The organism is Xanthomonas sp. MUS 060, from assembly GCF_000963215.1.
In the GTDB taxonomy this organism is placed as follows: domain Bacteria; phylum Pseudomonadota; class Gammaproteobacteria; order Xanthomonadales; family Xanthomonadaceae; genus Xanthomonas_A.
In genome coordinates this window covers 1-15,110 of the sequence record NZ_JZIM01000002.1, presented here as the reverse complement: position 1 = coordinate 15,110, position 15,110 = coordinate 1, and the positions used below count along the sequence as shown (strand labels likewise).

The 15,110-nt window shown below is 63.9% G+C and carries 9 protein-coding genes and 3 pseudogenes; 2 read left to right on the top strand and 10 right to left on the bottom strand.

Features of this window, described 5'->3' with window-relative positions; all coding sequences use genetic code 11:
• Positions 1-32: 32 nt before the first annotated feature.
• The 7 genes and pseudogenes from hisB to XANALMUS060_RS03110 form a co-directional block, all read right to left on the bottom strand.
• Positions 33-1,106 carry a bifunctional histidinol-phosphatase/imidazoleglycerol-phosphate dehydratase HisB gene (gene hisB / locus XANALMUS060_RS03140; RefSeq protein ID WP_045737344.1) on the bottom strand — a complete coding sequence of 358 codons (1,074 nt, stop codon included), beginning with the start codon at positions 1,104-1,106 and terminating at the stop codon, positions 33-35.
• Positions 1,103-2,207 (bottom strand): annotated as a pseudogene (gene hisC / locus XANALMUS060_RS03135) (histidinol-phosphate transaminase). Before hisC ends, hisB begins: the two are co-directional and overlap by 4 nt.
• Entirely contained in the window at positions 2,204-3,499 is a 1,296-nt protein-coding gene (hisD, locus tag XANALMUS060_RS03130; protein ID WP_045737123.1) for a histidinol dehydrogenase, read from the bottom strand. Before hisD ends, hisC begins: the two are co-directional and overlap by 4 nt.
• The gene (hisG, locus tag XANALMUS060_RS03125) at positions 3,496-4,410 is read right to left on the bottom strand and encodes an ATP phosphoribosyltransferase (protein ID WP_045737122.1); all 915 of its coding nucleotides are present in this window, start codon (positions 4,408-4,410) and stop codon (positions 3,496-3,498) included. Before hisG (XANALMUS060_RS03125) ends, hisD begins: the two co-directional genes overlap by 4 nt.
• Before the next feature lie 9 nt (positions 4,411-4,419).
• Positions 4,420-4,746 carry a YerC/YecD family TrpR-related protein gene (locus XANALMUS060_RS03120; RefSeq protein WP_045737121.1) on the bottom strand — a complete coding sequence of 109 codons (327 nt, stop codon included), beginning with the start codon at positions 4,744-4,746 and terminating at the stop codon, positions 4,420-4,422.
• 1,167 nt (positions 4,747-5,913) lie between these two features.
• Positions 5,914-6,465: pseudogene (gene hisG / locus XANALMUS060_RS18195) on the bottom strand (ATP phosphoribosyltransferase); the annotation flags it as partial.
• A 9-nt stretch (positions 6,466-6,474) separates the two neighbouring features.
• The gene (locus XANALMUS060_RS03110) at positions 6,475-6,801 is read right to left on the bottom strand and encodes a YerC/YecD family TrpR-related protein (RefSeq protein ID WP_045737121.1); all 327 of its coding nucleotides are present in this window, start codon (positions 6,799-6,801) and stop codon (positions 6,475-6,477) included.
• Between the two features lie 147 nt (positions 6,802-6,948).
• Here XANALMUS060_RS03110 and XANALMUS060_RS03105 point away from each other — a divergent pair, with 147 nt between their 5' ends.
• Positions 6,949-8,181 (top strand): hypothetical protein, encoded by a 1,233-nt coding sequence (locus tag XANALMUS060_RS03105; RefSeq protein WP_235430326.1) that lies wholly within the window; start codon positions 6,949-6,951, stop codon positions 8,179-8,181.
• Positions 8,182-8,250: 69 nt separating this feature from the next.
• On the opposite strand, the gene hisS is transcribed toward XANALMUS060_RS03105, so the two are convergent.
• From hisS to XANALMUS060_RS03090, 3 genes are all read right to left on the bottom strand, one after another.
• On the bottom strand, positions 8,251-9,651 hold the full coding sequence (hisS, locus tag XANALMUS060_RS03100; RefSeq protein ID WP_045737120.1) for a histidine--tRNA ligase: 1,401 nt from the start codon (positions 9,649-9,651) through the stop codon (positions 8,251-8,253).
• 780 nt (positions 9,652-10,431) lie between these two features.
• On the bottom strand, positions 10,432-11,736 hold the full coding sequence (gene thrC, locus XANALMUS060_RS03095; protein ID WP_045737119.1) for a threonine synthase: 1,305 nt from the start codon (positions 11,734-11,736) through the stop codon (positions 10,432-10,434).
• 585 nt (positions 11,737-12,321) lie between these two features.
• Positions 12,322-14,043: a tannase/feruloyl esterase family alpha/beta hydrolase gene (locus XANALMUS060_RS03090; protein ID WP_082064920.1), complete on the bottom strand. Its 1,722-nt coding sequence runs from the start codon at positions 14,041-14,043 to the stop codon at positions 12,322-12,324.
• 639 nt (positions 14,044-14,682) lie between these two features.
• Between XANALMUS060_RS03090 and XANALMUS060_RS03085 the strand changes: the two are divergent.
• A pseudogene (locus XANALMUS060_RS03085) lies at positions 14,683-15,110 on the top strand (transposase); the annotation flags it as partial.

Here is a 15,110-nt window from a genome sequence, read left to right as displayed (position 1 = left end):
CTGGGTGCGCCGCACTGGCGTCACACGCGCGCTCACAGCACACCCTTGGTCGAGGGCAGCGCCGCGCCATCGCGGCGCACAGCTTGGCGCAGCGCACGCGCCAGGGCCTTGAAGCACGCCTCCACCTTGTGATGATCGTTGTCGCCACGCACGCTCAGATGCAGATTCAAACCTGCCGCATCGCACAGCGAGCGGAAGAAATGCGGCACCAGCTCGGTGGGCATGTCGCCGACCCGCTCGCGCTTGAATTCACCTTCGAACACGAAATAAGGACGCCCGCTGAAGTCCAGTGCGGCGCTGGCCAGGGTCTCGTCCATCGGCAAAGTGAAGCCATAGCGACCGATGCCACGCTTGTCACCCAATGCCTGGCGCAAGGCTTGCCCCAGCGCCAGACCGGTGTCCTCGATGGTGTGGTGTTCGTCGATGTGCAGGTCGCCCTTGGCACTCACGTCCAGGGCAAAGCCGCCGTGCTTGCCGATCTGTTCGAGCATATGGTCGAAAAACGGCAGGCCGGTGGCACAGTGCGGATCGCGCACCAAGTCCAGATCCAGCGCCACCGCGATCCGTGTTTCCTTGGTGTCGCGCTGCACTGTGGCGCGGCGCGGCGCGTCGGCCAATGCGTGGGCGATGCCGGCCCAATCCCAATCGCCGCCAAATTGCGCGGTGCGCAACTGAAAGCCACGAATCCGCAGATTTTCCGCGAACTGGATATCGGTCACGCGGTCGCCGACCATCGCCGAGCGTGCCCAGTCGATGCTGCGATCCTGCAAGTACGGCAGCATCAAGCCGATGCCGGGCTTGCGCGTGGGCGCGTTGTCAGCCGGCCAACTGCGGTCGATCAACACCTCGCGAAATGCAATACCCTGGCTGGCGAAGATCTGCAGCATCAAGTCGTTCGGGCCATCGAACGCGGCCTGCGGATATGTCGCGCTGCCCAAGCCATCCTGATTGGTGACGATGACGAACTGATAGCCGGCGTCGCGCAGCTTCAGCAGCGCCGGGATCACACCCTGCACGAAGCGCAGCTTCTCGTAGGCGTCGATCTGGAAATCGGCCGGCTCCTCGATCAGCGTACCGTCGCGGTCCACGAACAGGATCGGGGTCATGCCGCCGCCCTCCACGCCCGCAGGGCATCGAGGACGCGTCGATTCTGTTCCGGCGTGCCGAGGGTAATACGCAAGGCATCGCCCAACCCGACCGCGCCGCGCTGATCGCGCACCACCACACCGGCCTCCAACAAGGCCTGAAACGCACCTTCTGCATCGTCCAAACGCAGCAGCAGGAAGTTGCCCTGCGACGGATAGACCCGACGCACCCCCGGCAACGCGGCCAGCGCGGTCTGCATGCGTACGCGCTCCTGGCGCACCTCGGCCACGCGCAGCGCGGTCTGCCGCAGCGGCTCGGGCTGCAACGCGGCCAACGCCAGGTGCAGGCACGGCGCCGGGATTGGATACGGCGCCTGGCAACGCCGCAGCACCGCAATCAGCGCTGGATCGGCGATCACGCAGCCGATCCGCGCCGCCGCCAGCGCGTGCGCCTTGGACAAGGTCCGCAACACCGCCACATTCGGCTGATGCGCCAACAACGTGGTCGCCGAGGGCTGATCGATCGGAAAACTCACCGTAGGCTTCGTCAACCACCAATAAGGCACGATCCTGCAGGCGTTGCGCGGCACGGGCGATGTCGGCCAGCGCGATGGCCGCGCCGCCCGGATTGCCCGGCGAACACAGGAACACCAGCTTGACTCTCTGACTCAGTGCCGCATCCACCACCGCGTCGAGATCAACACACAATCCATCCGCTGTATCGCACAGCGGCACCTCGACCACGCGCGCATTCTGCATGCGGGCGCATACCGCATACATGCCGAACACGGGCGGCGTGATGACAATCGCGTCGCGACCCGGCTCGCATAGCGCACGCAGCAGCAAGTCGATCGCCTCGTCGCTACCGCGACCGAGCAGCAATTGCTCCGGCGCACAGCCGTACAGCGCGGCCAGCGCGGCGCGCAACTGCGGCGGCTGCGGGTCCGGATAACGGCGGTTGTCGGCATCGCGGTCGGCCAGGTTGGCCCAGGCCGACTCGTTGGCGTTGAGCCACACATCGCCCTGCACTGCGCTGCTGCGTGCCGAGGAATAGCCCGCGAAGTCGCGCAGGTCTGCGCGCACCAGTGTCAGCAGCGCGGCGGAATCGGTGGAGGCGCTCATCCCGCCTTCTCCATGCGTAACGCCACCGCGTTGGCATGCGCGTCCAGGCCTTCGGCACGCGCCATCAGCACCGCGCAGGCACCAATGGCGGCGATACCGGCCTGACTGGCGCTCTGCACACTGACGAAATTCTGAAAACTGGCGACGCTGACTCCGCTATAAGCACGCGCCGCGCCGCTGGTCGGCAGCACATGATTGGTACCGCTGCAGTAGTCGCCCAGCGCCTCGGGGGTGTAATCGCCAAGGAACACCGAGCCGGCCACTTCGACCCGCTCCAACCAATCGCGCGGTGTGCGCAGCGCCAGAATCAGGTGCTCGGGCGCATAGCGATTGCTGATCGCGAAGGCATCTTCGAGCGTATCGACCTGGATCAGCCGCGACGCGGCCAGCGCTTGGCGGGCAATCGCCGCGCGCGGCAGCGTCGCCAATTGCCGCTCCAGCTCGTTCTCCACCGCATCGATCAGCGCGGCGCTGTCGGACAACAGCACGACCTGGGAATCGGCACCGTGTTCGGCCTGCGACAACAAATCGGCGGCGACGAACGCCGGATCGGCACCGGCATCGGCAATCACCAGCACCTCCGACGGGCCGGCCGGCATGTCGATCGCCGCCGCGCCAGCTTGCGCCACCTGCCGCTTGGCCTCGGTGACGTAGCTGTTGCCTGGGCCGAACAACTTGTCGCACGACGGCACCGACGCCGTGCCGAAGCCCATCGCGGCAATGGCCTGCGCGCCGCCGAGCTTGAACACGCGGTCCACGCCGCTCAGACGCGCGGCGACCAGCACCGCCGGATCCGCCGAGCCATCGGCACGCGGCGGCGTGCACAGCACCACCTCGCGGCAACCGGCCAACGCCGCCGGCACACACAGCATCAACGCCGTGGACGGCAATGGCGCGCTGCCGGCCGGCACATACAGGCCGACCCGACCAATCGGCCGCACCATCCGCTCGCAGACGACACCTGGCGCGGTCTCCACCGCATACGGTTGAGCCACACCGGCACGGTGGAAGGCGGTGATGCGCGTCGCCGCCTGCAGCATCGCCTCGCGTAACGGCGCAGGTACCGCCGCCTCGGCCGCGAGGAATTCGTCGGCACCAACCTCGAACTGTTGCAGCACCACCCCGTCCAAACGCGCGGTGATTTCTCGCAACGCCTCATCGCCATGCGCGCGCACCTGTTCGAGCAATTGCGCCACTGTCGCGCGGGTCTGCGCGGCAACGGCCTGCACTGGCCGGGTCAACGCCTGCGTGCGGCCCTGCGCGTCGAGCGCATTCCAATCCAATCGATTCATGCGAGCGAGCGCTCCACTGTCAACACCATTAAACCCTGCGCCCCCGCACGCTCCAATTCTTCCATGCGCTGCCAGGTGATCGCGCCATGACACATCGTCTGCAACTGCAATGGCCCATCCACATCGCTGGGCAACTGCACCAAGGGGTCGGCATCCGGCAGCAGCCGGGTCAGGTCGGCCACCCGGTCACGTGCGGCACGGAACATCAGCAATTTGCTATCGCGCAACTTGAGGACGCCGTCGAGCCGGCGCAGCAACATCGCTGCCAGCCCAGCGCGTGCGTCGGCCGGCTCGCGCACCGGCCCAGCCAGCACCGCCTCGCTGTCCAGCAAGGTTTCCACCGCCTTGAGCTGGTTGGCGGCCAGGGTCGCGCCGCTGGACACCAGATCGCAGATCAAGTCGGCGGTGCCCAGGCGCGGCGCGATCTCCACCGAGCCGGACAGTTCCACCACTTGCGCCTGGATACCGCGCGCCTGAAGCCAGTCGGCCAGCACCGCCGGATAACTGGTGGCGATCCGCTTGCCCTGCACCTGCTGCGGGCCACTCCATTCCCACTGCTCCGGCACCGCCAGCATCAATCGGCATTGGCCGAAGTGCAGCCCGCGCAACGCACGGTAGGCTTCGGGTAGACCATTGCGACGACGTTCGCCGGCCTGCTCCTCCAGTTCGTTACGACCGACGATGCCGAAGTCGCACACGCCATCGGCGATCAGCCCAGGAATATCGTCGTCGCGCACCAGCAGCAGATCCACCGGCAACGACTCGCCGTAGCAGAACAACTTGTCGCGACTCTCGCGCCAGCTCAGTCCGCAAGCGGCCAGTACCGCGCGTGCCGGCTCGGCCAGGCGGCCGCTTTTCTGGATCGCAATACGCAGCCGGTCGCGTGCCGGCGCTGCCAGGGAAGCACTCATCAGGGCATCTCAGTGGGAAGCGGAAGGGCGCGGCGTCTGCCGGCGTAGCGCGACGGCATAGCCGCCAGCGCCGTATTCGAGGGTCCGCGCAACGCGACCGATGGTGGTCACGCTGACTTGGGTCAGCTCATGGATTTCGCGGTAGGGCAGTCCCTTGAGCAGCAACGGCACCACGCGCCAACGGTCTGCCATCGCCTCCAGTTCGGCCGGCGTGCACAGGTCCCGCAGGAACGCAGCGACGTCCTGCGGCTTGTCAAGCTGGGCAAGCGTGCGCGCCAGTGTCTTGAACGCGGCGTCGGTGTCACGGCCTGCTACGGGGATGGGACGCTGTTTCATTGCGCTAATGTAATAGCGTGCTAACACAAACGTCAAGCGTCGACCGATTACGCAGACCTGCTCTCCACGCAGGCAACTGCCCCCGATGAGTGGCGCCGGCATCTTGGAATCGCTAGCATCGCCAAGACAGCCACCACGGCAATATCCATGCAGCCTCCTCTGCTTACATCCTTGGCACTGCTGCTATCGACGAACGCACTCGCGGATGCGACGCCGTCGGCCACACCGCCAGCGACCATGGCTGTCGCCACCGCCAATGGCATGGCGACGAACCAGCTCCCGATCCACTCCCAGGCGCAACTGGATACCTACCTACGCACGCATGCGAGCGAACCCACACCCCTGGACGCACTCACCCCTGGCGCACGCGAGCGCTTCATCGACGGGCTGGTGTTCGGCCGCAACGGCCTGAGCGGGTTCGAGACGACTGATCTACCGCAACTCACGCGCGAACAAGGGCGCGCCCTGCTCGCCCTGTTCGGCGCCGAGCAGTATGCAGACACCCTGACCAACTGGGCGAAACACGCACGCGCCGCAGACACCACCGCCACAATCAGCACCCTGGAACGCCGCTACAACGGATACAACCGCATCCTGCGCCAGCGACAAGCCGAACGCGAGGATCCCTGGCCATCGCTACGCGCCGCCCTGCCCGAAGCTTTCGACCGTAGCGCTGCGGCACAACTGGACAACGCCTCGCTCACCCTGCTGTACCGCGCCATCGTCGCGACCTACCTCGTGCGCCCCACACCCGCGGGGCTGCAAGCGCAACTGGACACACTTGAACTGTTACGCGATCGCGGCCAGGCCGACGCCGCGCAACTGGATGCCGCCGGCAACGCACTACTGCTCGCCCATCGCACCGAAGACGCGCGCCGTCTGCTGGCGAACGGTGGCAGCGCCGACTGGCCGCACTGGCTGCACTTCGACGACCGACTGGGTCCCGGCGCACATGGCCCGACACTCTGGTCGCTGGATACCGACGGCACGACCTTGCGGCGGCAACGCATCGACCTACGCACTCCCCGGATTCTGATTACCGCCGGCTGCCACTTGTCAGACGATGCCGCACGCGCCATCGCCAACGACCCCGAACTCGGCCCGGCCTTCCGCCGCCATGCACTATGGCTGAGCAACCCACCGGGCGCGGAGGATATGAGCGCGCTACGCAAGGGTCGCGCCGCTGGACACCAGATCGCAGATCAAGTCGGCGGTGCCCAGGCGCGGCGCGATCTCCACCGAGCCGGACAGTTCCACCACTTGCGCCTGGATACCGCGCGCCTGAAGCCAGTCGGCCAGCACCGCCGGATAACTGGTGGCGATCCGCTTGCCCTGCACCTGCTGCGGGCCACTCCATTCCCACTGCTCCGGCACCGCCAGCATCAATCGGCATTGGCCGAAGTGCAGCCCGCGCAACGCACGGTAGGCTTCGGGTAGACCATTGCGACGACGTTCGCCGGCCTGCTCCTCCAGTTCGTTACGACCGACGATGCCGAAGTCGCACACGCCATCGGCGATCAGCCCAGGAATATCGTCGTCGCGCACCAGCAGCAGATCCACCGGCAACGACTCGCCGTAGCAGAACAACTTGTCGCGACTCTCGCGCCAGCTCAGTCCGCAAGCGGCCAGTACCGCGCGTGCCGGCTCGGCCAGGCGGCCGCTTTTCTGGATCGCAATACGCAGCCGGTCGCGTGCCGGCGCTGCCAGGGAAGCACTCATCAGGGCATCTCAGTGGGAAGCGGAAGGGCGCGGCGTCTGCCGGCGTAGCGCGACGGCATAGCCGCCAGCGCCGTATTCGAGGGTCCGCGCAACGCGACCGATGGTGGTCACGCTGACTTGGGTCAGCTCATGGATTTCGCGGTAGGGCAGTCCCTTGAGCAGCAACGGCACCACGCGCCAACGGTCTGCCATCGCCTCCAGTTCGGCCGGCGTGCACAGGTCCCGCAGGAACGCAGCGACGTCCTGCGGCTTGTCAAGCTGGGCAAGCGTGCGCGCCAGTGTCTTGAACGCGGCGTCGGTGTCACGGCCTGCTACGGGGATGGGACGCTGTTTCATTGCGCTAATGTAATAGCGTGCTAACACAAACGTCAAGCGTCGACCGATTACGCAGACCTGCTCTCCACGCAGGCAACTGCCCCCGATGAGTGGCGCCGGCATCTTGGAATCGCTAGCATCGCCAAGACAGCCACCACGGCAATATCCATGCAGCCTCCTCTGCTTACATCCTTGGCACTGCTGCTATCGACGAACGCACTCGCGGATGCGACGCCGTCGGCCACACCGCCAGCGACCATGGCTGTCGCCACCGCCAATGGCATGGCGACGAACCAGCTCCCGATCCACTCCCAGGCGCAACTGGATACCTACCTACGCACGCATGCGAGCGAACCCACACCCCTGGACGCACTCACCCCTGGCGCACGCGAGCGCTTCATCGACGGGCTGGTGTTCGGCCGCAACGGCCTGAGCGGGTTCGAGACGACTGATCTACCGCAACTCACGCGCGAACAAGGGCGCGCCCTGCTCGCCCTGTTCGGCGCCGAGCAGTATGCAGACACCCTGACCAACTGGGCGAAACACGCACGCGCCGCAGACACCACCGCCACAATCAGCACCCTGGAACGCCGCTACAACGGATACAACCGCATCCTGCGCCAGCGACAAGCCGAACGCGAGGATCCCTGGCCATCGCTACGCGCCGCCCTGCCCGAAGCTTTCGACCGTAGCGCTGCGGCACAACTGGACAACGCCTCGCTCACCCTGCTGTACCGCGCCATCGTCGCGACCTACCTCGTGCGCCCCACACCCGCGGGGCTGCAAGCGCAACTGGACACACTTGAACTGTTACGCGATCGCGGCCAGGCCGACGCCGCGCAACTGGATGCCGCCGGCAACGCACTACTGCTCGCCCATCGCACCGAAGACGCGCGCCGTCTGCTGGCGAACGGTGGCAGCGCCGACTGGCCGCACTGGCTGCACTTCGACGACCGACTGGGTCCCGGCGCACATGGCCCGACACTCTGGTCGCTGGATACCGACGGCACGACCTTGCGGCGGCAACGCATCGACCTACGCACTCCCCGGATTCTGATTACCGCCGGCTGCCACTTGTCAGACGATGCCGCACGCGCCATCGCCAACGACCCCGAACTCGGCCCGGCCTTCCGCCGCCATGCACTATGGCTGAGCAACCCACCGGGCGCGGAGGATATGAGCGCGCTACGCAACTGGAACCAGCGCCATCCACAGATGCCACTGCATCCGATTTACGCAGCGGCAGAATGGCCGCTGCTGCCACACCCCTGGGCCATGCCGACCTTTTTCCTGGTACGCGACGGACGCGTGCAAACGCAATTACAGGGCTGGCCCAACGACGACCACGCGCAACGGCGCGCCCTCAAACGCATGCTGCAACACGCTGGACTGCTGCCGTAATCCCCGTACACGACACCGCGCGCCGCGCCTGCGCGGCGGCGACAGCGCACGGCACAGCCCGCGTGCGGCTCACGCCATGACTTTGGCCTGCTCCAACTCCACCAACAGTGCGCTGGCCAGATCCTCGCGGGCGATCTCGAACTGCTGCTCGCGCAGCAAGTCCTTGACCGCGACCACTCCTCGCGCCAATTCGTCCTCGCCCGCCAGCACCACGAAGCGGATTCCGGCGCGGGCAGCGTACTGAAACTGCTTACCGACCTTCTTCGGCTCCATCTGTACCTCGGTGTTGATCCCACCCACGCGCAAACGTCGGGCGATATCCAACGCATCGGCCAACATCGCCTCATCCATCAGCGCGACCATGGCCTGCACGCTGCTGGAAGCGATGCCTTCGATCAACCCGGCTTCGCGCAGTTGCCAGAACAAGCGGGTCAGGCCGATGGAGATACCCACGCCAGGCAGCTTGGACTTGCTGTAGTGACTGGCAAGATCCTCGTAACGCCCGCCCGAGCAAATCGAGCCGATCTGCGGGTAATCGGTCAACAAGGTCTCGTAGACGGTGCCGGTGTAGTAGTCCAGGCCACGGGCGATGGAGAAGTTCAGGCAATACGCGCGCTCCGGCACGCCCAGCGCCTTGACCAACGTCAGCACATCGCGCAACTCGGCCGCCCCCTCGCGCAGGGTCGGGCTGGCGTCGGCCAGCGCCTCCAGCGCTTCCAGCCGCGCCAACGCATCGTCATGACCATTGGAACGCACCGCGACGAATTGCAGAATCCGCTCGACCTGCGCAGCCGGAATACCGAACCCCTCGCCAGTCAGGGTCTGCCGCACGTAGTCGGCACCGCGCTTGTCCAGCTTGTCGACCTCGCGCAACACCGCCAATTGACGCTCGCCCTCGGCCACACCCAGGCTCTCGAAAAAACCTCGCATCAGCTTGCGATTGTTCAACTGCACCGCGAAGGCGCCGATGCCCAACTCGGCGAACACCGCGTGGATCACCGCCAACACCTCGGCGTCGTAGCGGATGCTCAGCGCGTCCTTGCCGATCACGTCGATGTCGCACTGGTAGAACTCGCGGAAACGTCCGCGCTGGGCGCGCTCGCCACGGTACACGCGCTGCATCTGATAGCGGCGGAAGGGGAAGCTCAGTTCGTGTTCGTGTTCGGCCACGTAGCGCGCCAGCGGCACGGTCAAATCGAAGCGCAACGCCAGCTCCGGCATGCCCCCCTCCGCGCCTTCGGCGGCGGCATTGGCCAGCGCACCGGTGGACTGTACGAAGTACACTTGGCGCTCGGTCTCGCCACCGGACTTGGTCAGCAACACATCGGACAACTCGAACACCGGCGTCTCCACCGGTAGGAACCCGAACCGCTCATAGTTGCGGCGGATGACGTCCAGCATGCGCTGGAACGCGATCTGCTCGCGCGGCAGCAACTCCATGATGCCGGGCGGCGTGCGGGGCTTGATCACGAGCGGAACTCCTGCAATTGGGTCGACGAGCGGGACGCCAATTCTAGCCGCACCGAGCGCGGACGACCGCAGTGGCATACGACATCCACCTGTCCCCGTCGTCCACCCCATGAAGAAGGGGCAATCCAGCATGTTCAGCGGCCCCCAACTCCACGGACAAGAGGCCATGACCATTGCGCATGAGCGTGATGCTGCCGAGGGTCACGGCCACAGATGTACGCGACTGTCAAAACGCGCAGCGCTGCCTGGCAAAGCGGCATGGGGCCAATGCCAGCTACCAGCCATAACTATCGTGCAGCCACCCCAAGACGTTTCGGAATTACGGCTCATCACACCGAAATTAAAAATAAATTTAAGAAAATAAACCAATCATTTAAAATATGAATTAAATAAATTGCGCAAGATCAAATACAGAATGCGGCCATTTTTTGAAGCCAATTCTCACGAACTTCCTCATATCGCACCCGCATCTCCAATGAAATAAATAAAGCATCCAACTATCGGATGAAGCATGCATTTTACAGGTGTCACGAAAATTCAATCACACACCGGTACCGCTCTTGGCATTTCTTGCACCTCGTCGATCACCGGAACCAGCGTTCCGGGCCCGTGGCTGACCACCAACATCTGGGATCATGACTCATTTAACGGGCGATTCAATGCTCCACGCCGATGTCAGCGCAGACAAGCGCGATAAACAGCACAACAGGCCGCATGTAGCAGTCCATGCATGCTGCACATCGCCCACCAACACGCCGCAGACAGGCGCGCACTACTGAGTCATCCTCCCGTCAGCAAGCGAGCACGTAGCGTGGCATAGTCCGGCGCGATCGGCTCGGCATAGGCCGGGCGCTGCAACAACTCGGCCAATGCCGCTGGCACCGGCACCGGCTGTCCAATCAATGGCTCCACCACCGCCTCGAATTTGGCTGGATGCGCAGTCGCCACCACGGCCCAATCGCCGGCATCGGCCTGCGCCGCCTCGGCACGCAACTGCTGTAGCACGTGCAACGCCGTCGCGGTATGCGGACAATGCACCTCGCCATAGCGCCGGAAGCGCTCACCGATCACCTGACCGATCTGCGCATCGTCTACCGAATATGCCCGGAACTGTGCGCGCAACGCCGCATCGTCGTCACGATACAACCACCGTAACCGTTCGAAATTGCTTGGTGCGCCGACATCCATCGCATTGGCGAGCGTGGCGATGCTGGATTGCGCCGCATATACCGCACCCGCGAAATACTCCGGCAGTACACGATTGGCGTTGGTCGCCAGCACGATCTTGCCCAGCGGCACACCCAAACCACGCGCCAGAATCGCCGCCAGCGCATTGCCCAGATTGCCGGTCGGCACCACCAGATTCAGAGACTGCCCATGCGCGGCGTAATGGGTCAGCGCGGCGTGCGCGTAATAGCTCATCTGCGGCAACAGCCGCCCCAGGCTGATGCTGTTGGCCGAACTCAGAGGCACCTGCGCCTGCAACGTGGCATCGCTGAGGGCCTGCTTGACCAGGGCCTGGCAATCGTCGAACGAACCGGCCACGCGCAGCGCCTGGATGTTGTCGCCGAAGCAACCCAACTGGTGCGCCTGCCGTGGCGACACGCGGCCATCCGGATACAACACCACCACGCGCAAGCCAGGCTGGCGATGAAATGCGGCCGCGACGGCGGCGCCGGTATCGCCGGAGGTGGCGACCAGAATGGTCAACGGCGTCGTGGCATCGGGCCGCAAGCGCGTCAGGCAGGCGGCAAGAAAGCGCGCGCCGAAGTCCTTGAACGCGGCGGTCGGCCCATGGAACAACTCCAAGGCGTGATCGCCCGGCGTGGCCAGCGCTTGCAGCGGCGCAGCGAAATCGAATGCCTCGGCGCAAAGCGTCGGCAATTCTGGCGCCAACGCATCGCCTTCGAAGAACGGTGCCAGCAACACTGCCGCAGTCTCGGCCAAGCGAGCGCCTGGCGTCAACGCCCTCGCTGGCGGCAGGCGCTCAGGGACGTAAAGGCCGCCATCGGGCGCCAGACCGGCAGCGATGGCTTGGCTGAGCGAAACGGGTGGCGCGGTATGACGGGTGGAAATGAAGTTCATTGTGATCCATGAAAAAAAGACACGACCAAGAGGGTCTTATACCGCTTTTGCCCCGCACTGCCTCTGCGCAGCAGGCACGGCGAACGGAAAGATCCGATGGCGCTTGAAGCAATTTTTGCGCAGCACGGTGAATAGGATGCTCCGCCATCGGGAATCACCATCGTGTCCAACAGCCGGCGCGCATGCGTCACTGACACTCGCCAATTGCCAACGTTACCAGATGACGATGACACGGGCTTTCCCTGGGCCGGTATGAACTGGCTAGACGCGCCGCAAACGAGCGCTTAGCCCAGCACGAAACGGCTTTGTCGCGGCATATCGGGCAGCGAGCATCGGTGTGGGCAACACCGATGCGCCGTGGGGAAGACTCCTGCGTCGGCGGCGCGGCGATCGCATCGTGCGCCCAGCTCTTTGCTTACCCGCTGCTCCCGAGGTAAGGCCAGCGGCCTACTCGTCGGCAGGTGTGCGCCGCCATACCTGCGGCCAAGGCCCACACAAGGCGAACCGCTTCCAAGAAATGAAAACACTCGGCCGAACGTGCAACCACCAACGCTCGCGCCCAACAGACGCGAGCGTTGCGTTCGTCTATCGGCCGTGCGACAGCACGCTCGCAGACGCAGCGGCGCCATCAAGGTACGCACCACGCGGCCCGTCCACACAGATGAAGTTTTGCGCATCGTTGCTGCTGCCCATACCGATCCAGAGCGCGGATTGCGGATAGCGACACAGCGGCCGAGTGCGGACCACGCCTTTGCCAGGATCGTCATCGACATACTTTGCCGCAACAATGCGCTCCGGTGCGACGCCTTGTTCGACCCATGCTTCCAAAGCGGACAGCACATCGTGCTGGGGATCAATGGCTAACCCTGGCGGTCCAAAGAGCGCACCGAAGGCAGAAGTACCAGGCCCACCGGTGAAGTGGCCCATGCCTGGAACCAGAAACAGACGGAAGAATTGCTGGGTCTGCGCCAGAGCGCCGCCGGAGCTCTGGGTCTGACCATTGTCCGAGCCTTGCTTGGCGACGACAGATTCGTAATAGGTGATCGCCCCACGCGGCGGAATCACCGAATCCTCCCACCCAATGTAAAGGATCAATTTACCGTTGCGCGCGCGAAAGCCGCTCAAATCGGGAGAAGTAGCGTCAATCACGCTGGCAAGCGACTGGCCGTTGATCGGCGTGCGTTCGGCGCGGGCGACATCGGTTCCGAAATTCACTTGCGTATGGTCGAAGGCAGTACCGTTGCCGAACACCATGTTCGCGAAGAACTGGTTGGCAAGGATCGAATGGCCGCCGCCGGGGACAGCCGCGTTGCCTGTGACATACGTGTCCCACAACCCTGGAGTGGCGACGGCGAACGGCTCAAATCCATAGTAAATCCGTTGACCGGTCTGCGGATCGACCGGACCGTCCAGGATCGCCGAGAGGGTCTGGATCTGCGGCGCGGTGAGACAACTGTCGGTCTCGGCGCCTGAGCACAACAACACACTAGGATCGAAGTGGCATCTGCGTGGATCATTGACCACACCGTCGGCAGTGTGGTCTTTCGCATCGCATTGGGCGAGCGCCGCCGCCTGGATAGCCGGCAGCTTGGCAGCAGAAATGGTTGCAGCCGAACTACCGAATTCGGCATCTTCCGACCATAGCCAAGAGAACGCGTTGTGGATCCAGGCATTGGACGGCGCATCGGCGATGACACCGTCAAAGGCCTGCGGAAAGCGCTGCGCCGCAATCAGTGCATCGCGGCCGCCATTGGAAGCACCGAAAAAGTACGAGTAGCGCGGCGGGCTATGCGTATAAGCGGAAACCACCGACTTTCCACTTGAGATTGTGACGGCCAGCGCCTGGTAGCCCCAATCGATGATCTTCTGCGGGTGACCGAGCGCAAACGACGCATCGCCAACCGATCCCGTGTGACCGCCATCGGTGGTTGCGGTCGCATAACCACGCCGCAAGGCGAAACCGAGCGATTTATATTGAATGGTCCCGGCAAAGACGACTGTGCCGACCTGCAGGTATTTTTGGTTCCAGCCCGACGACGGTATCCAGACCTCGAACCCGATCTGTGAATCCTCCACAGGCCGCGCCACTCCAACGACGCGACAGAACGCCGGCAGCTTATCGATCACACTGCCATCCGGAGCGGTAAAAGTACCAGCGGGCACATCCTCGGCGGTGGTGATCGTCGTGGACGGCAGTGTCAGCCTGAGCAAATCCGAGCATGCGGCCGACGCAGAAGCTGCCACCGACAACGCAACAACGCCTGCCACAACACGCAGCAGTAATCGTGAATATCTCAAACGCACCATGATAATCTCCTTTCCGCGATAAGCCTGAGCAGACATACTGACCAGGACGTCTTGCACCTGCACAGCAGCGGCCATGCAATTGATGCAATAAGGTTAAAAATAGAATCAGAGTGACTAAGAAAACGCCCAGAGTCGCTATCGTGTGGGCGGGGACAGCGCGCAGGAACTGCGGCGCACAGTGGAGAATGAGGCTTCTGACAACTATCTGCACTCATCCAGCGACGACGCAGTCGTTTTACTAGTTACCCTTATACGCTGCGCACGCAATGTAAAAACAGCGTATGCAGCGATGTGTTTTTCGCAAATTTCTACGGGTTTCGCGAAATAATGGCCAGCCACGCCATCAAAATACGATGCGATGAATTGAAGTCCACCCGCCGTGCACAATCAACCTGATCGAGCAGGCGCAATCCGTCGCACGAAAACAGCGTATGCAGCGATGTGTTTTTCGCAAATTTCTACGGGTTTCGCGAAATAATGGCCAGCCACGCCATCAAAATACGATGCGATGAATTGAAGTCCACCCGCCGTGCACAATCAACCTGATCGAGCAGGCGCAATCCGTCGCACGAGCTATCCTAGAGCGTGTTTAGAGCGTGTTATGAATGAACTTGAGGCTTTCGCGGCTATCGTAAGCGGATGAAGCCAGCACGCTCCTATCCGACCGACGTATCCGATGAAGAATGGGCCTTCGCTGCACCCTACTTGACGCTGATGGATCCGCAGGCACGGCAGCGCAAGTATGACCTGCGCTTGATGTTCAACGCGTTGCGCTGGATGGCGCGAGCCGGGGCGCCCTGGCGCTTGATTCCCCACGAGTTTTGCGCTGGATGGCGCGAGCCGGGGCGCCCTGGCGCTTGATTCCCCACGAGTTTCCACCGTGGGAGGCGGTCTACCAGCAAACCCAACGGTGGTTACAGGCTGGCTGCTTTGAGGCCATGGTCAACGATTTGCGTTCGATCTTGCGGGTGGCGCAAGGCAAGCAGGGGCAGCCCAGCGCCGTGATCCTGGATGGCCGAACGCTACAGTCCACATGCGAAAGCGGACCACGTGCTGGCTACGACGGC